This is a genomic window from Phenylobacterium sp., from assembly GCF_031984885.1.
Lineage (GTDB): Bacteria > Pseudomonadota > Alphaproteobacteria > Caulobacterales > Caulobacteraceae > Phenylobacterium.
The window spans coordinates 49,405-65,551 of record NZ_DAMABV010000013.1; the positions used below are offsets into that span (position 1 = coordinate 49,405).

Sequence of the window (16,147 nt, forward strand, 5' to 3'; positions counted from 1 at the left end):
CGAAGCAGCGGACAGTTTGCCTAGCTAGACGTTGCATTGGCCTTGAGCAAGCGCGCGGCGGCGGACTCTCGTCACGGCCCGATACGCCCTTTTTACGGCCGATCAAGCAAACTCCAGGCCAGGGTTCGACTTTCCCGTCCCCGCCCCCTGCGACGAGATATCCAGCCCCTATGGAAGGCGGGCCAGCTTTCCTGCGTTGCCGAGTGCGCCCCTTGGCCTATCTAGGGCCCATGACTCGTCCCGGCCTCCCCCTGACCCACGTCCTGCTGGCGCTCGCCGTGGTCGCGGTGTGGGGCACGAACTTCGTGGTCATCCGCATCGGCCTGGACCATCTGCCGCCGCTGACCTTCGCGGTCCTGCGCTTCACCTTCGCCCTGCTGCCGGCGGTGTTCTTCCTCAGGAAGCCCGACGTGCCGTGGAAGAACCTGGCCGCCTATGGCGTGCTGATCGGCGCGGGCCAGTTCGGCCTGCTCTATATCGCCATCAACGGCTTCATCTCGCCGGGCCTGGCCTCGCTGGTCGTCCAGACCCAGGTGTTCTTCACCATCGGCCTGGCCATGTGGCTGACCAAGGAACGCATCCGCACCTTCCAGATGGTCGCCTTGGGCCTGGCCGCGCTCGGCCTGCTGGTGATCGTCGCCCATACCGACGCCTCGGCCACCCCGCTGGGCCTGGCGCTGGTGCTGGCCGCCGCGGCCAGTTGGGCCGGCGGCAACGCCTTCTCGCGGGCGGCAGGCCAGGTGAACATGCTGGCCTATGTCGTCTGGGCCAGCCTGTTCTCGGTCCCGCCCCTGCTGGTCCTGGCCCTGGCCTTCGAAGGCCCCGCGGCCATCGTCCAGGGCGTCCGCGCCGCCGACGCCGCGACCTGGGCCGCCGTGCTCTGGCAGTCGGTCGGCAACACCCTGTTCGGCTACGCCGCCTGGGGGTGGCTGCTCTCGCGCCACCCGGCCGCCACCATCACGCCCATGGCCATGCTGGTCCCGGTGTTCGGCATGGGCGCCTCCGCGGTCTTCCTGGGCGAGAGCCTGCCGCCCTGGAAGCTGCTGGCCGCCGCCCTGGTCATGAGCGGCCTGGCGCTGAATATCTTCTGGCCCAGGCTGGAACGGCGCCTGGCCCAGGCTTAGGCTATCGGGGCGAGGAGATCGCCCGCGAGACCTTCTTCATGCGACCCGCGCCAGATGGCCTGAGCGGGGCGCCTAGATCCTCCCCCAGTGGGGAAGCATCTGGCCAGCCCTACTCCGGCAACGCCTCGATGATCACGAACGCCTGCGCGTAGGGGTGGTCGTCGGTCAGCGACAGGTGGATCACCGTCCTGTGGCCCGGCGGCGTCATCTTGGCCAGCCGCTCGGCGGCGCCGCCAGTCAGGGCCATGGTCGGCTGGCCCGAGCGCATGTTGACCACGCCCATGTCGCGCCAGAACACCCCGGCCCGCATGCCGGTGCCCAGCGCCTTGGCGCAGGCCTCCTTGGCCGCGAACCGCTTGGCGTAGCTCGAGGCCCGATCCGGCTTGCGCTCCGAGCGGGTGCGTTCGATCTCGGTGAAGATGCGGTGGGTGAAGCGCTCGCCGAACCGCTGCAATGTGTCGGATATCCGACGGATGTCGGACAGGTCCGAACCGATCCCGATGATCACGCCGCTCTCCCGGCGCGCGCTTCATCCATCAGCGCCCGCATGCGATGGATCGCCGGTCCCAGCCCCACGAAGATCGCCTCGCCGATCAGGAAGTGGCCGATGTTCAGCTCCATCACCTCGGGAATGGCCGCGATCGGCTTGACGGTCTCGTAGTCGATGCCGTGCCCGGCGTGGACCTCCAGGCCCAGCCGTCCGGCCTCCGCCGCCGCGGCGCGCAGCCCCTCCAGCAGGCCCGGCGCCTCGGGCGAGCGTTCGCGCACCGCGTCGCAATAGGCCCCGGTGTGCAGTTCCACCACCTGCGCGCCCATGCTCCTGGCGGCGGCGGCCTGGGCCGGGTCGGCGTCGATGAAGCACGAGACCCGCACCCCCGCCGCGACCAGCTTGGCCACCACTGGGGCGATCTGATTGTGCCCGCCGACCACGTCGAGCCCGCCCTCCGTCGTGCGCTCCTCACGCCGCTCGGGCACCAGGCAGGCCGCGTGCGGCAGGTGGGCCAGGGCGATGGCCTCCATCTCCTTCGTCACCGCCATCTCGAAGTTCAGCGGCCGGCCGCGCCTGCGGGTGATGACCGCCAGCGCCTCGATGTCGGCGTCGGAGATGTGCCGGCGGTCCTCGCGCAGGTGGGCGGTGATACCGTCCGCCCCCGCGGCGATGGCCAGCTCGGCCGCGCGGACGGGATCGGGATAGCTGCTTCCACGGGCGTTCCGGATGGTCGCCACGTGGTCGATGTTCACGCCCAGCCGCAGCCTGCTCACTTGCTCAGTCTCCGGCTGCCCGGGTCCTCGACGGGGATCGCCGCCAGCTCGGGCGGCAACTGGTCGGCCGGATAGGCCGGCACGTCCAGCCGGGCCAGGGCCACGAACGGCGCGCCGGGATCGGCCCGGCCGCCGGAGCGGTCGACGATGCAGGCGGCGACCACCACGTTACCGCCGGCCTTCTTGATCGCATCCACGCACTCGCGCGACGACAGGCCGGTGGAGACGATGTCCTCGACCATGGCGATCCGCGCGCCCGGCGGGATCTCGAACGCCCGGCGCAGCTTGAACTCGCCGCCCTCGCGCTCGACGTACATCGAGGCGACGCCCAGTTGCCGCGCGGTCTCGTAGCCCGGGATGATGCCGCCGACCGCCGGCGAGATGCAGAGGTCGACCTCGCCCACCGCGTCCCTGATCTTCTCGGCCAGCGCCTTGCACAGGCGCGCGGTGCGCTCGGGATACTGGAACACCAGGTTCTTCTGCAGGAACGTCCCTGAATGCAGGCCGCTCGACAGCACGAAATGGCCTTCGCGCAGCGCGCCCGAGGCGCGGAACTCTTCCAGGACGTCTTCAGTGTTCATGTGGGGGTCTCCTCACTTGCGGATTACCGAACGCCCGCCATGCTGTCATCGACCAATTCGCACGGAGAGAACGGACCGGTGAAGCTCTTCCAGACCTACGACTCGCCGTTCCCCAGCCGGGTGCGGCTGTTGCTCTACGCCAAGGGGATCGAGGTCGAGATCATCCGCCCGCCCGGCTTCGGCGCCTCGAACGAGACCAAGGCCGAGTACCTGAAGGTCAATCCCATCGGCCGGGTGCCGACTCTGGTGCTCGACGACGGGCGGGCGCTGCCCGAGTCGGAGGTGATCTGCGAATACCTGGAGGACGCCTATCCCGAGCCCTCCCTGCGCCCGGCCGATCCGTGGGAGCGCGCCCGCATGCGCCTGCTCTCGCGCATCTGCGACTTCTATGTGGTGATGGCCATGGTCCCGCTGTTCACCCTGGCGGGCCGCTCGCGCCGCCATTGGGAGCCGGCGGTGGTCGAGGCCGCGGCCGGCAAGCTGGCCGACGCCCTGGCCTATCTGGAGACCTTCATCGGCGATCAGGGCTACGCCGTGGGGTGCAGCCTGACCCAGGCCGACGGGGCCATCGCGCCGCAACTGATCCTGGCCAGCGAGTGGATCCCCAGCGTGTTCGGCACGCCCGATCCGCTGACCGCCCTGCCCCGGCTGGCCGCCTATTGGCGCGCCGTCCAGGCCGATCCGATCGTCGCCCGCATCGCCGCCGAAACCCGCCAGGCCATCGCCGAGCAGCAGGAGGTCGCCCGCGACCGCGCTCGAAAAGCCGTCTAGAAAGCGCCCCCCTGGAGTTGTGATCGCCACGCAGCCTCGCCACATGAGCGCCCTAAACAAGCGCCAGCATGAACGGCAGATAACAGCGTCGTGCCGATTCCGTTCAGGGCGCGTCGGCAAAGTGGCCGCAACTGGGCGGCGGGCAATCTTGGGTGGTGGTGATGCGTAGCAAGGTCCTTCTCGCAGGGGCGCTCGGCGTGGCCGTCATCACCACCTTGTCCCTCGCCGCCGAAGCCTCCGCCGCCCCGCGCCAGCCGGTGGTGCTGGACCGTTTCGTCTACGGCGCCGAGGCCTGGGGCCGCTGGGGCCTGCAGCGCTTCAAGCCCGGCCGCCTGACCCAGTTCACCAAGTTCGCCCGTTGGAGCCTATCGCTCCGGCGCCAGAAGATCGACGCCTGCACCTTCAAGATCTTCTGCCGGCCCAAGCCGCACGAAGAGCTGACAGCGGCCGAGGCGACCACCCCGCCGCCGCCAAAGGGGGCCGGCCGGGTCTCTCCGGGCCTGCCCGCGCGCGTGCACTACGGCGCGCCCTAGGCTCCGAACCGCGACAGGTCCGGGCCGCGCCCGTTCCAGCCCGACACCGCCTCGAACGCCGCCGCCAGGGCCACCACCGAGGTCTCGGCGCCCATCCGCCCCATGACCTGCAATCCGGCCGGCAGCCCCTCGCCGGTCAGGCCCATCGGCACGCTGGCGGCCGGCAGGTCCAGATAGTTGCCGGCCCGCGTCATGGCCGAGAACGGCGAGGCGGTCTCGTCGATGGTCTCGATCGGCGGCGCGGGGATCGGCGCCGTGGGGCTCAGCAGCGCCGCATAGGGCGCCATCCAGTCCTGGAACTCCCGCTGGTCGGCCGCGCGCCGCACCAGCGCCTGGGCCAGTTCGGCGTCGCTCACCCCGCGCCCGCCTTCGAAGCGCTTGACCACCCAGCGGTCCATCACGTCGCGATTGGCCTCGACATGCGCCCCGCGCACGCGCCAGCCCTCGGCCGCCATCAGCCAGCCGTTGGGAATGAAGTAGTCTGCGAACGGCCGCGGCGTGCGCGCGGTGACGATCTCCACCCCCAGCTCCGCCAGCCGCGCCAGGGCGGCGCGATAGAGGCCGGCGATGTCCGGGTCGATGGCCGGCATGGCCCCCATCGGCAGCACCGCCACCTTCCAGCCGCGCACGTCCGCGCTCAGGGCCGCCCGGGCGTCGAACGGCCCGCGCACGACGCCGCCTCCATCCGGCCCCGAGATGATCTCCAGCACCCGGGCGGCGTCGGCCACCGACCGCGCCAGCGGCCCGACCGTGTCGAGGCTGGGCGCCAGGTCCTGCACGCCGCGGGTCGAGACCAGGCCCCTGCCGGGCTTCACCCCCACCACGCCGCTGGCCGCGGCCGGAATGCGGATCGAGCCGCCGGTGTCGGTGCCCAGCGCCACGTCGCAGAGCCCGCTCGCCACCGCCACGGCCGAGCCGCTCGACGATCCGCCCGGCGCGCGATGGACCGTGGCGTCCCAGGGGTTCCAGGGCGCCCCGACCGCGCGATTCGTCCCCCAGCCGCCAAAGGCCAGCTCCACCGTATGGGTCTTGCCCACCGCCACATAGCCGGCGTCCAGCAGCCGCTGCACCACCACCGCGTTCTGCGCCGGCGCAGGATCGAGCGGCACGACCCCGCCGCCGCCGGTCGGCACGCCGGCCACGTCGATCAGGTCCTTGATGGCGAAGCTCGGCCCATCGCCCGCCCCCAGCGGCGGGTCGAAGACCTGGGTGAAGGCGTGCAGCCGTCCGCCCAGCCTGCGGCGCTCGCTCACGCTCACCATGCCCAGCTCCAATCCTTGGCGGTCGGGCGGCAGCCGCCCTCGCTCCAGCCCTTCCAGGCCCTGCCGCGGACGACCTGGCCCGCCAACTGGCCGGTCGGGCTCCCGTCCTTCAGCGCCAGCTTGCCGTTGACGATCACCTCGCTGACCCCGGTCGCGAACTGCTTGGGCTGCTCATAGGTCCCGACGTCGCCGATGGTCATGGGATCGAACACCACCACGTCGGCATAGTAGCCGGCCTTCAGCAGACCGCGATCCTTCAGCCCCAGGTTCTGGGCCGGAAAGCCCGACAGCCGCCGCACCGCCTCGGCCAGGCTCGTCGTCTTCTCCTCGCGCACGTACTTGCCCAGCAGTCGCGCGAAATTGCCATAGGCCCGCGGGTGGGTGCTCGACTTCAGGAACACCCCCTCCGGCGCCTGGGCCGAGGCGTCCGAGCCGAAACTCATCCAGGGCAGCGCCGTCTGGCGCGCCACGTTCTGCTCGGACATCAGGAAATAGACCACCTGCACCCGGCTGCCGTCCTCGATCACCAGGTCGATGGCCGCGTCCTCGGGCGAGACGCCGCGGTCCCGGGCGACCTGGGCCAGGGTCTTGCCGGTCAGGTCCTTCATCGCCGGGTTCTTGAACCCGACCAGCAGCGTCCCTTCCGCGCCCGCGTGGCGATAGAGGTTCTCGAAGGCCGGCGTCTCCTGCCGCATCTCCTCGATCACCCTGGCCCGCGTCGCCGGGTCCTTCAGCCTGCCGACCCAGGCCTCCACCCCGCCGGCCTGCACCCAGGGCGGCATGGCCGCGTCCAGGCCCGTCGAGCCGGCGGTGTAGGTGTACATGTCCGCGGTGATCCGGTGGCCGGCCGCACGCGCCGCCTCGATCTTGGCGATGGCCGGGTCCAGCTTGTCCCAGTTGGCCCTGCCGGCCTGCTTCAGGTGATAGATCTCGGCCGGCGCCCCGGACTGTTTGGAGATGTCGATCAGTTCGTCGATGGCCTCCAGCAGCCGATCGCCCTCCGAGCGCATGTGGCTGATATAGATGCCGCCGCAGCGTCCGGCCTCGGTGGCCAGGGCGACCAGTTCCGGCGTCTCGGCATAGCTGGCCGGCGCGTAGATCAGCGACGAACCGACCCCCAGCGCGCCGTCCTCCATCGCTTCAGTGACCAGCCTGCGCATCTGCGCAAGCTGGTCGGGCGTCGGATCGACGTCCCCCTCGCCCAGCACGTGCTCGCGCACCGTCGCGGCCCCGACGAACGAGGCGACGTTCAGCGCCGATCCCCGCCTGGTCAGCCACGACAGGTATTCGTCCAGGCTCGTCCAGGCGATGTCGTACTTGATGTCGCCCATCCGCTGGGTTTCCAGGCGCTTCATCTCCGGGCTCAGCGGTCCCATCGAGCTGCCCTCCCCCATCACCTCCAGCGTCACGCCCTGCTTCAGGTCCGACAGGCCGCGCGGATCGGCGATCAGGCTCTCCGTCGCCCAGGACAGCATGTTGATGAAGCCGGGCGAGACCGCCTTGCCGCCGGCGTCGATCACCGTGCGCGCGGTTTCGGGCGCCTTCGTCCCGACATAGGCGATGCGATCCTGCGCGATCGCCACCTCGCCCTTGAACGGCGCCTGGCCCGATCCGTCATAGATCTGCGCGTTGCGGATCAGGATGTCGTAGGCCGGCGGCGACATCGCCTGGCCGGCGGTGGAGGTCAGCAGCAGGGCGACGAGAGCGAGCGGCTTGTGCATGCCGCGCATGTGACGGGAGAATCTGCGCCGTGTCAGGCCCCGGCAAACGGGCGCCCTGCGGAATTTTCCACCAGGCCGGGAACCTGGGCGGCTTCTGGCTGGTTTGCGATCTGTCTCCGGACATAGCCCGATCCCGAAACGCAACTTCCTGATCGGCCTCGAAGCCCAGAAGCGCCCAGCGGCCTTCTGGGCTTTTTCATCGCGGCATCGTCCGATGGCGGATTTTTTTAATCCCCCTGGAACCTCCCCGCCCCGACGCCCGTTGATCAGACGGTTGGAGACGAATGTCGAAAACCAGCCCGACAAATCAGCCAGCAATGGAAAACGATAGTCGGACTTGAAGCCCGGCGGGTCCTCGACCCCCGGGCTTCGCTGTATCTGGCGCCCGACATTCTCCGCCGCCGATGGCCACGCCCCTCAAGGAACGCCCCGCGCTCCGGGCCGTTTGCCGCAGAGACCGGCGCATTCGCCGGTTTCCCCCAGGCACGGAGTTTCGCCATGAAAGTCAGCGATTGCATGACCCGAAACGTCAAGATGGCCAACCCTCAGGAGACGCTTCAGGACGCCGCCCGGATGATGGCCGAACTGGACGCCGGCGTGCTGCCCGTCGCCGAGGGCGACCGGCTGGTCGGCATGATCACCGACCGCGACATCTGCGTGCGCGGCGTCGCCCTCGGCAAGGGTCCGGACGCCGCGGTCGCCGACGTCATGAGCCATGAGGTCAAGTACTGCTACGAGGACGACGAGAGCGACGCGGTGCTGCGCAACATGGGCGACATCCAGGTCCGCCGCCTGCCGGTGCTCAACCGCGACAAGCGGCTGATCGGCATCGTCTCGCTCGCCGACCTCGCCTCGGTCGGCCAGACCGCCCGCACCGGCGAAGCCCTCGGCGGCATCGTCCGCCCCGGCGGCGAACACTCGCAGTCGATCCACTGACCGCCGGCGATGCTCCCCTGCGGGGGAGCATCGAACCGCCTAGCCCTTGGCCCGGTCCACGGTCTCGATGCTGGGATAGGCGCGCAGCGCCGCGGCGATGTGGGTCAGGTGCCGGGCGTCCTTCACCTCGACGTCGAAATCCACGTCGAAGAAGTCCGACTGCCGCCGGTGCATGCGCAGGTTGACGATATTGCCGCCGGCCTCGCCGATCGCCGTGCACGCCTGACCCAGCACCCCCGGCGCGTTGCGGATGGTGGCGGTCAGCTTCGACAGCGTCACGGTGTTGCGCTCGGCCTCGGGCGTCCACTGCAGGTCGCGCCAGAGCTCCTCGCGATCCTCGAACTCGGCCAGCCGCGCGCAGTCGATGGTGTGCACCGTCAGCCCGGTGCCGTCCGGCTCCAGGATACCGACGATCCGGTCGCCCGGCACCGGCGTGCAGCATTGGCCGAAGTTCAGCGACACGCCGGGCGTCAGCCCGCCGCCGCGCACATAGAGCCGCGCGCCCTTGCCGCCCTCGATCCGGCGGGTCGCCGCCGCGGCCTCGCGGTCGGCCGCCTTCAGCCCGGGGAAGATCACGTCCAGCACCTGAGTCGGCGAGATCCGGCCGCGGCCGACCAGTTCGAACAGGTCGTCCTCGGTCGCCACCGCGAACCGCTCCAGCGACGGCTTCAGCAGCACGTCCTTGCGCGACTTGCCGGCCCGTTCGAAGGTCTGGTCCACGGTCGCGCGGCCCAGGCGCACGAACTCCTCGCGCTCGGTCTGGCGGATGTGACGGCGGATCGCCGAGCGCGCCCGGCCGGTGACCGTCAGCGAGCGCCAGTCCGGCGGCACCACCGGCTTGGGCCCGCGGATCACCTCGACCACGTCGCCGTTCTGAAGAGTCGTCCGCAACGGCTTGAGTTCACCGTTGATTTTCACGCCGATGCAGGTGTCGCCCACGTCGGTGTGGACCGCATAGGCGAAGTCCAGGGGCATCGCGCCGCGCGGCAGGCTGACCAGCTTGCCCTTGGGCGTGAACACGAAAACCTGGTCGAGATACATCTCGAGCTTGGCGTGCTCGACCAGCTCCTCGACGTCGCCCCCATGCTCCAGCACCTGGACCAGATGGCGCAGGTTGACCAGCGGGTCGCGCCCACCGCCGGCGGCCTGGTCCTCGGGGTCGAAGCCGTAGGACGAGTTCTTGTAGCGCCAGTGCGCCGCCACCCCGTCCTCGGCGATCCGGTCCATGGTCTCGGTGCGGATCTGCATCTCGATCCGCATGCCCTTGGGCCCGACCACGGTCGTATGCAGCGAACGGTAGTTGTTGCGCTTGGGGGTCGAGATGAAGTCCTTGAACCGCTCGGGCACGCTCGGCCAGGCGCGGTGGATCACCCCCAGGGCCGCATAGCAGTCGGCCTCCCCGTCGACGATCACCCGGAACGCATAGATGTCGGACAGTTGGGAGAACCCGATCGACTTGCGCTGCAGCTTGCGCCAGATCGAATAGGCGTTCTTCTCGCGCCCGAAGACCCGGGCCGGAATGCCGGCGGCCTCCAGCTTGGCCGCGATCTCGCCCGAGACGATCGAGACGGCCGTGCCCTGCTCGATCCGCAGCGCCTCCAGCCGCCGGCCGATCGCATCGCGCGCCACCGGGTTCAGGTGCTCGAAGCACAGTTCTTCCAGCTCGGTGCAGATCCGGTGACAGCCGATGGACCGCGCCAGCGGCGCATAGATGTCCAGGGTCTCGCGCGCGATCCGCTCGCGCTTGGCCGGGCTGGAGATGTACTGCAGCGTCCGCATGTTGTGCAGGCGGTCGGCCAGCTTGACCATCAGGACGCGCACGTCCTTGGAAATGGCCAGGATGAACTTGCGCAGGTTCTCGGCCTGCTTGGTGCGCTCGCTGTTCAGCTCCAGCTTGGTGAGCTTGGTGACCCCTTCCACCAGTTCGGTGATCTCGGGGCCGAACAGGGCGCGGATGTCGTCGGGCGTGACCGGGGTGTCCTCGATCACGTCATGCAGCAGGGCCGTGACGATGGTCGCGGTGTCCAGCCGGTAGTCGGTCAGGATCCCCGCCACCTCGATCGGGTGCGCGAAATAGGGGTCGCCGGAGGCGCGCTTCTGCGACCCATGCATGCGCATGGCGTAGACATAGGCGCGGTTGAGCACCGCCTCGTCGGCGGTCGGGTCGTACGAGCGGACCTTTTCGATCAGCTCGTACTGGCGAAGCATCTTGGGCCGCTGCTTGGCGACCGGCGCGTCGATTTTGTCGGCGGGCGGTTGTTGGGGCGCCGCCGTGACGGTGAGGGGTTCTGCGCCTTCCGGGCTCAGTACCGCTCCTCCTGGCCGCCGTCACGGTCGCTCTGAAGCGCGCGGACCAGTTCCAGCTCGCTCATCTGCATGTGGGTCGGATCGGCCAGCAGGGCCAGGGTTTCGGCCTCTTCCTCGGCTTCCGAACGCTCGTCGACGCGCTGCAGCGTGCCGATCAGGTTTTCCCGCAGTTCCTCGGCGTCCACCACGTCGTCGGCGATCTCGCGCAGCGACACGACCGGGTTCTTGTCGTTGTCACGGTCGACCAGGAGCGGGGCCCCGGCCGAAATGGCGCGGGCGCGATGCGCCGCCAGCAGCACGAGGCTGAAGCGGTTGGGAACCTTCTCGACGCAATCTTCGACGGTGACGCGGGCCATGGAATCCTCAGAGGTGCGGTAGAACCGAACAAAATAGAGGCTTCGCGGCGATTGTGCAACGCCGCAAGACCGATGGATCGAAGGTCAGATGCCGCAGAGCCCGGCTTCGCGCAGCACGTCGTCGGTGGTTTCGAACACTGCGCTGGGCCGCTGGGCCCGCAGGATCTCCGCCGTGGCGTAGCCCCAGGTCACCGCGCCGGTGGCCAGGCGCACCTTCCGCGCCGCTTCGATATCGCGCACCTCGTCGCCGACGCTCAGCACGTCGGCCTCGGTCACGCCGGCCTTGCGGATCACCTCGCGGAACTTGGCCGCCTTGCCGAACACCGACGCTCCGCAGCCGTAGTGCGCGACCAGGCCGGCCAGGTCCGGGCCCAGCACCGTGCGCACCGTGACCTCGGCGTTCGAGCTGACGATCGCCACCTTCACCCCGCGCTCGGCCAGCCGGCGCAGCATGTCGTCGACGCCGGGAAACAGCCCGATCGAGGGCGCCGCCTCGGCGGCCAGCTTGCGCACGTGGGCGGCGATGAACGGCAGCTTCCAGGCCGGCAGCCCCAGGCGGCGCATGACCTCGCGGCTCGGCCGGCCGCGCAGTTCGGCGATCTCGGCCTCGTCCACCTGCCGGAAGCCGAAGCGCTCGGCCACGCTGTTCAGCACGGTGATGAACCACGGCGCGCTGTCGGCCAGCGTCCCGTCGAAATCGAAGATGATGAGGCGATAGCCCACGGACCGGTCCTGCCGCTTCAAAGGGGCCGCGCCGTATACCCTCCCTGACGGTCGCGTCAACTTTTCACGCCGCCGGTGCGGCCCGTCACACCGGGCGGGCGTCGGTCCCCACGCTTGCGCTCGCCGCCAGCTCGGCCGCGGTCCTGCCCAGCACCGGATGGCGCCACTCCGGGGCGATCTGCGCCAGCGGCCCCATCACGAACAGGCGCTCGTGCGCGCGGGGGTGCGGCAGGGTCAGTTCGGGGTCGTCGCAGACGATTCGGCCATGGGCGATCAGGTCCAGATCGAGCGTCCGGGGCGCGTTCCTGACGCTCCGCGTGCGCCCGAATTCGTCCTCCAGCGTGAACAATGTTCGGATTAGCGCCCGCGGCGGAAGCCGAGCCTCGACAAGCACGACGCCGTTGCGATACTCCTGCTTGCTCGGGTCGGGCCAGGCGGCCGAACGCCACCAGGACGACCGACGCAGGATGGGCAATCCCGCCTCCGCGAAACGAGCGAGCGCCGCCTCGAGAAGGGCTTCGGACGAACCATAGTCGCCGGCGACATTTCCGCCCAAGGCGACAACCGCAGCATCGTCCGGATCTACGCCCAGAGACATTTTCGCAGGATTATTCGCACTCATGACCTTCTACCCCACGGACAGGCTGGCGCTCTTCATCGACGGGGCGAACCTGTACTCCGCCGCCAAGGGGCTGGGCTTCGATATCGACTATCGCAAGCTGCTGGAAGAGTTCCGCAAGCGCGGCGTGCTGGTGCGCGCCTACTACTACACCGCCCTGGTCGAGGATCAGGAATATTCGCCGATCCGCCCGCTGGTCGACTGGCTCGACTACAACGGCTTCCGCCTGGTGACCAAGCCGGCCCGTGAATACACCGACGCCCAGGGCCGCAAGCGCTGGCGCGGCGACATGGACGTCGAGATCGCCGTCGACATGATGGAGATGGCGGCCCACGCCGACCATCTGGTGCTGTTCTCCGGCGACGGCGACTTCCGGGTCCTGGTCGAGGCGGTCCAGCGCCGCGGCGCCCGTGTGACCGTCGTCTCCACCGTCAAGTCGCAGCCGCCCATGGCCTCCGACGACCTGCGCCGCCAGGCCGACAACTTCGTGGACCTGGCCGACCTGGCCGACATCATCGGCCGGCCCTCGCGCCTGCCGCGCTTCATCCAGGAAAGCCGCGCCGCGCGCGACGAACACGACCACGACGTCGACGCCGAGCTCTGAATGTCCGTTGAGCTTTGGGGCGCCGAGCCGCCCCGCGACTGCCCGCTCTGCCCGCGCCTCGTCGCCTACCGCCAGGCGAACGCCGCCCAGAACCCCGACTGGTGGAACGGCCCGGCCCCCTCCTTCGGCGATCCGGCCGCGCGCCTGCTGGTGGCCGGCCTCGCCCCCGGCCGCACCGGCGCCAACCGCACCGGCCGCCCGTTCACCGGCGACCACGCCGGCTGGATGCTCTACGACACCCTGAGCAAGACCGGCTTCGCCAACGGCAAGTTCGACGCCCGCACCGACGACGGCCTTGAGCTCACCGACTGCATGATCACCAATGCGGTCCGCTGCGCCCCGCCCGGCAACAAGCCCGAGACCAGCGAAGAGAACACCTGCCGCCCGTTCCTGACCCAGCGGCTCAAGGACCTGCCCAACCTCAAGGTCATCGTCACCCTGGGCGACGTCTCACGCCGCAACGTGCTCAAGGCCCTGGGCCTGAAGGCCTCCGCCGGCCTCCCCGGCCACGGCACGGAGTTCCAGGCCGGCCCCTACGTCGTGCTCAACAGCTATCACTGCTCGCGCCTGAACACGAACACCGGCCGCCTCACCGCCGAGATGTTCGAGGCCGTCTTCCGCCGCGCGCGCGAACTGCTGGATAGCTGACTTCAGGTATCGGCGGACAGGCCCAGGGCCACAGCCGTCTCCAGAAGGCGTCGATCGCGGGTCCAGAGACTTACGTTTGGCGTCAAGCGCACAGACGCCAGGAGATGCGCGTCCACGTAACCGATCCCACGCCCGTGCAATGCCCCGCTGCCGATGAACGCCAGGACCTCATCCTCGGTCGCCACCACCGCGCGCGGCAGGTCCGCCAACGATGCGAGCACGAGAGCCCGGTTCGCTAGATTTCCGAGCGCAATCTCGCCGAGCACAAAAGGATGGATCATCACCTCGGCGCGACCCAACGCTCTGGCCAGCACCTCGTCGCCAAGCCTTAGGTGATCCACCCAGACTGACGTGTCGACCAGCAGCACTAGCTTTGCCGGCGAGGAGGCGCCGTCAGATGAGGTTCCGAACCGCCCAGTTGAGCGAGTCGCCGAGCGCTTTCCCGCTCCACCAGCGCCTTGAGTGCTTCCCGCACCAGCGCCGACTTCTCCTTCAAGCCCGTGAACTCCTGGGCCTTCGCGACCAGTTCATCGTCCAACGCCAAGGTGGTTCGCACGGAGATCTCCTTAACTTCGGCACGAATATATCATCGAATGATGCGGATCAGCTAACGACTCCAGTAAAAGTACCGCCACGCCTGCGTGAACCCGGCCCGCCGATAGAGGCTCCGCGCCCCGGCGTTGCCTTCCTCGACCTGCAGGAACACGCGCTCGACGCCCCGCGCCTGCGCCGCGCCGGCCAGGCCGGCCAGCACCCTGCCCGCCAGCCCCTCGCCCCGCCGCGAGGCGTCGGTGCGCATCCCATGCACGCTGGCCCAGCCATGGCCGAAGGCCGCCACCCCGACCGCCAGGGTCAGGCCGTCCTCGGCGATCCCGCCATAGACCGCGTCGGGCGAGCGGGTCAGCGCCGCCACTCGGCCCGCCCCGTCGGCCGGATCGAAGCCCTCGCTGATGAACACCCGCGCCCAGCCGGCGTCGGGCGTCGCGCTCACCGCCGCCGCCTCGCCGCGCGCGGCTGCGATCATGCCGGCCGCAGCGCCGACCTTCACCAGCGTCGGCTGCTCGGGGCGGTAGCCGCGCCGAACGAGTTCAGCCCGCACGCTCTCCAGGCCCGGCGCGTCGGCGATCCGAAACGCCGGCGCCAGCCCGCGCGCCGCATAGGCCGCCTCGATCTGCTCGAACGCCGCGGTCTCGGCCGCCAGGTCGTGGCTCAGCGGAACCGCGCTGGCGGCGCGCCGGATCGTGCCCGCGTTCAGGGCGACCAGCCAGCCGCCGATCTCCAGCACCTCGCGCGGCGCCACCGCCGCGACGGTGGCCCGCTCGATCGCCTCGATCTCAGCCCCGGTCACGCAGCAGCCGCGCCTTGTCCCGCTGCCAGTCGCGCTCGGCGCTCGTCTCGCGCTTGTCGTGCAGCTTCTTGCCCTTGGCCAGCGCGATCTCCAGCTTGGCCATGCCCTTGTCGTTCCAATAGAGCTTGGTCGGGATGATCGTGCGGCCCTCGCGCGTCACCGCCCCGATCAGCTTGTCCAGTTGCTTGCGGTGCAGCAGCAGCTTCCGGTGCCGGCGCGGCTCGTGGTTGAAGCGGTTGGCCTGGGCGAAGGGCGGGATGTCGGCGTTGATCAGCACCACCTCGTCGCCCTCCACCGAAGCGTAGGACTCGGCGATGTTGGCCCGGCCGTTGCGCAGCGACTTGACCTCCGATCCGGTCAGGACCAGGCCCGCCTCGAAGGTCTCTTCGAGGAAGTAGTCGAACCGCGCGCGGCGGTTTTCTGCGATCAGCTTTCCGGCCATCAGAGGACGCCGGCTTCCCTCATCCCGGCCAGGACCTCGGCGCGCGATGCTTCCGAGGCCGGAACGATCGGCAGCCGCGCGTCCTCCAGGCAGAGGCCCAGATGCGCCAGGGCGAACTTGGTCGGCGCCGGCGAGGCGTCCGAGAACAGCGACCTGTGCAGGCGGAACAGCCGGTCCTGCCAGTAGAGCGCGGTCTTCCAGTCGTCGCCCATGGCCGCGTTGTAGAAGGTGGCGCACAGGTCGGGGGCGATATTGGCGCTCACCGAGATGCAGCCGTGCCCGCCGTGCGCCATGTAGCCCAGCGCCGTCAGGTCGTCGCCCGACAGCATCACCCAGTCCTCGCCGCACAGCAGGCGTTGCACGGTGGCGCGGGTCATGTCGGCGGTGGCGTCCTTGATGCCGACGATGTTCGGCAGCTTGGCCAGCCGCGCCAGGGTCTCGTTGCTGATGTCCACCGAGGTGCGGCCAGGGACGTTGTAGACCAGCACCGGCAACTGCACCGCCTCGTTGATCGCCGCATAGTGGGCGTAGAGGCCCTCCTGGCTGGGGCGGTTGTAGTAGGGCGTCACCACCAGGGCGGCGTCCGCGCCGATGGTCTTGGCGTGGCGGACCAGCTCGATCGCCTCGTCCGTGGAATTGGAGCCCGCGCCCGCGACCACCGGCACGCGGCCGGCGGCGGTCTTCACGGCCAGCTCGACCACCCGGCGGTGCTCGTCGTGCGACAGGGTCGCGGTCTCGCCGGTGGTGCCCACGGGCACGATGCCGTGGACGCCGCCCGCGATCTGACGCTCGACGAGGGCGACGAACGCCTTCTCGTCCACCGCGCCGTCGCGGAACGGAGTCACCAGGGCCGGCATCACGCCCTTGAACAAGGTATCTGACATGGTCTGCAAAAAGCCGTGAAAGCGA

Annotated in this window: 20 protein-coding genes; 6 read left to right on the plus strand and 14 right to left on the minus strand. The window is 69.7% G+C overall.

Going from position 1 to position 16,147, the window contains the following annotated elements:
- The first annotated feature begins 230 nt into the window (after positions 1-230).
- Positions 231-1,124: an EamA family transporter gene (locus tag RTL41_RS16840; RefSeq protein WP_312166237.1), complete on the plus strand. Its 894-nt coding sequence runs from the start codon at positions 231-233 to the stop codon at positions 1,122-1,124.
- Between the two features lie 109 nt (positions 1,125-1,233).
- On the opposite strand, the gene acpS is transcribed toward RTL41_RS16840, so the two are convergent.
- Genes acpS through pyrE form a run of 3 tightly spaced genes read right to left on the minus strand, consistent with a single transcriptional unit; the run spans position 1,234 to position 2,968 of the window.
- Entirely contained in the window at positions 1,234-1,632 is a 399-nt protein-coding gene (gene acpS / locus RTL41_RS16845; RefSeq protein WP_312166238.1) for a holo-ACP synthase, read from the minus strand.
- Entirely contained in the window at positions 1,629-2,387 is a 759-nt protein-coding gene (locus RTL41_RS16850) for a pyridoxine 5'-phosphate synthase (RefSeq protein ID WP_312166239.1), read from the minus strand. Before RTL41_RS16850 ends, acpS begins: the two co-directional genes overlap by 4 nt.
- Positions 2,384-2,968 carry an orotate phosphoribosyltransferase gene (gene pyrE, locus RTL41_RS16855; RefSeq protein ID WP_312166240.1) on the minus strand — a complete coding sequence of 195 codons (585 nt, stop codon included), beginning with the start codon at positions 2,966-2,968 and terminating at the stop codon, positions 2,384-2,386. Before pyrE ends, RTL41_RS16850 begins: the two co-directional genes overlap by 4 nt.
- A 78-nt stretch (positions 2,969-3,046) precedes the next feature.
- On the opposite strand from pyrE, the gene RTL41_RS16860 reads away from it, so the two are divergent.
- Positions 3,047-3,739, plus strand: coding sequence for a glutathione S-transferase family protein (locus RTL41_RS16860; RefSeq protein ID WP_312166241.1), 693 nt, complete (start codon positions 3,047-3,049; stop codon positions 3,737-3,739).
- A gap of 161 nt (positions 3,740-3,900) precedes the next feature.
- The gene (locus tag RTL41_RS16865) at positions 3,901-4,272 is read left to right on the plus strand and encodes a hypothetical protein (protein WP_312166242.1); all 372 of its coding nucleotides are present in this window, start codon (positions 3,901-3,903) and stop codon (positions 4,270-4,272) included.
- Here the strand turns inward: RTL41_RS16865 and RTL41_RS16870 are convergent.
- The gene (locus RTL41_RS16870) at positions 4,269-5,534 is read right to left on the minus strand and encodes an amidase (RefSeq protein ID WP_312166243.1); all 1,266 of its coding nucleotides are present in this window, start codon (positions 5,532-5,534) and stop codon (positions 4,269-4,271) included. The genes RTL41_RS16865 and RTL41_RS16870 overlap by 4 nt on opposite strands.
- On the minus strand, positions 5,528-7,255 hold the full coding sequence (locus tag RTL41_RS16875; RefSeq protein ID WP_312166244.1) for a D-aminoacylase: 1,728 nt from the start codon (positions 7,253-7,255) through the stop codon (positions 5,528-5,530). Before RTL41_RS16875 ends, RTL41_RS16870 begins: the two co-directional genes overlap by 7 nt.
- Positions 7,256-7,753: 498 nt before the next feature.
- Between RTL41_RS16875 and RTL41_RS16880 the strand changes: the two genes are divergently transcribed.
- Positions 7,754-8,191 (plus strand): CBS domain-containing protein, encoded by a 438-nt coding sequence (locus tag RTL41_RS16880; protein ID WP_312166245.1) that lies wholly within the window; start codon positions 7,754-7,756, stop codon positions 8,189-8,191.
- A gap of 39 nt (positions 8,192-8,230) precedes the next feature.
- On the opposite strand, the gene RTL41_RS16885 is transcribed toward RTL41_RS16880, so the two are convergent.
- The 4 genes from RTL41_RS16885 to folK all read right to left on the minus strand — a co-directional run bounded on the left by RTL41_RS16885 (position 8,231) and on the right by folK (position 12,199).
- Complete coding sequence (locus tag RTL41_RS16885) at positions 8,231-10,399, minus strand: bifunctional (p)ppGpp synthetase/guanosine-3',5'-bis(diphosphate) 3'-pyrophosphohydrolase (RefSeq protein WP_312166246.1); 2,169 nt, start codon at positions 10,397-10,399, stop codon at positions 8,231-8,233.
- Between the two features lie 95 nt (positions 10,400-10,494).
- On the minus strand, positions 10,495-10,854 hold the full coding sequence (gene rpoZ, locus RTL41_RS16890; protein WP_293403461.1) for a DNA-directed RNA polymerase subunit omega: 360 nt from the start codon (positions 10,852-10,854) through the stop codon (positions 10,495-10,497).
- An 84-nt stretch (positions 10,855-10,938) separates the two neighbouring features.
- Entirely contained in the window at positions 10,939-11,577 is a 639-nt protein-coding gene (locus tag RTL41_RS16895) for an HAD hydrolase-like protein (RefSeq protein WP_312166247.1), read from the minus strand.
- 85 nt (positions 11,578-11,662) lie between these two features.
- Positions 11,663-12,199, minus strand: a complete 537-nt coding sequence (folK, locus tag RTL41_RS16900; RefSeq protein ID WP_312166248.1) for a 2-amino-4-hydroxy-6-hydroxymethyldihydropteridine diphosphokinase — start codon at positions 12,197-12,199, stop codon at positions 11,663-11,665.
- Between folK and RTL41_RS16905 the strand changes: the two genes are divergently transcribed.
- Both RTL41_RS16905 and RTL41_RS16910 read left to right on the plus strand, forming a co-directional pair.
- Complete coding sequence (locus RTL41_RS16905) at positions 12,198-12,800, plus strand: NYN domain-containing protein (RefSeq protein ID WP_312166249.1); 603 nt, start codon at positions 12,198-12,200, stop codon at positions 12,798-12,800. The genes folK and RTL41_RS16905 overlap by 2 nt on opposite strands.
- Positions 12,801-13,448, plus strand: coding sequence for a uracil-DNA glycosylase (locus tag RTL41_RS16910; RefSeq protein WP_312166250.1), 648 nt, complete (start codon positions 12,801-12,803; stop codon positions 13,446-13,448).
- Between the two features lie 2 nt (positions 13,449-13,450).
- Here the strand turns inward: RTL41_RS16910 and RTL41_RS16915 are convergent, their stop codons facing one another.
- From RTL41_RS16915 to dapA, 5 genes are read right to left on the minus strand one after another with little or no spacing between them, the layout of a single operon-like run.
- Positions 13,451-13,816: a type II toxin-antitoxin system VapC family toxin gene (locus tag RTL41_RS16915; protein WP_312166251.1), complete on the minus strand. Its 366-nt coding sequence runs from the start codon at positions 13,814-13,816 to the stop codon at positions 13,451-13,453.
- Entirely contained in the window at positions 13,816-14,004 is a 189-nt protein-coding gene (locus RTL41_RS16920; RefSeq protein ID WP_312166252.1) for a type II toxin-antitoxin system VapB family antitoxin, read from the minus strand. Before RTL41_RS16920 ends, RTL41_RS16915 begins: the two co-directional genes overlap by 1 nt.
- Positions 14,005-14,055: 51 nt before the next feature.
- On the minus strand, positions 14,056-14,796 hold the full coding sequence (locus RTL41_RS16925) for a GNAT family N-acetyltransferase (RefSeq protein ID WP_312166253.1): 741 nt from the start codon (positions 14,794-14,796) through the stop codon (positions 14,056-14,058).
- The gene (smpB, locus tag RTL41_RS16930; protein WP_312166254.1) at positions 14,783-15,238 is read right to left on the minus strand and encodes an SsrA-binding protein SmpB; all 456 of its coding nucleotides are present in this window, start codon (positions 15,236-15,238) and stop codon (positions 14,783-14,785) included. The genes RTL41_RS16925 and smpB overlap by 14 nt, the downstream gene beginning before the upstream one ends.
- On the minus strand, positions 15,238-16,122 hold the full coding sequence (gene dapA / locus RTL41_RS16935; protein ID WP_312166255.1) for a 4-hydroxy-tetrahydrodipicolinate synthase: 885 nt from the start codon (positions 16,120-16,122) through the stop codon (positions 15,238-15,240). The genes smpB and dapA overlap by 1 nt, the downstream gene beginning before the upstream one ends.
- Positions 16,123-16,147 lie beyond the last annotated feature (25 nt).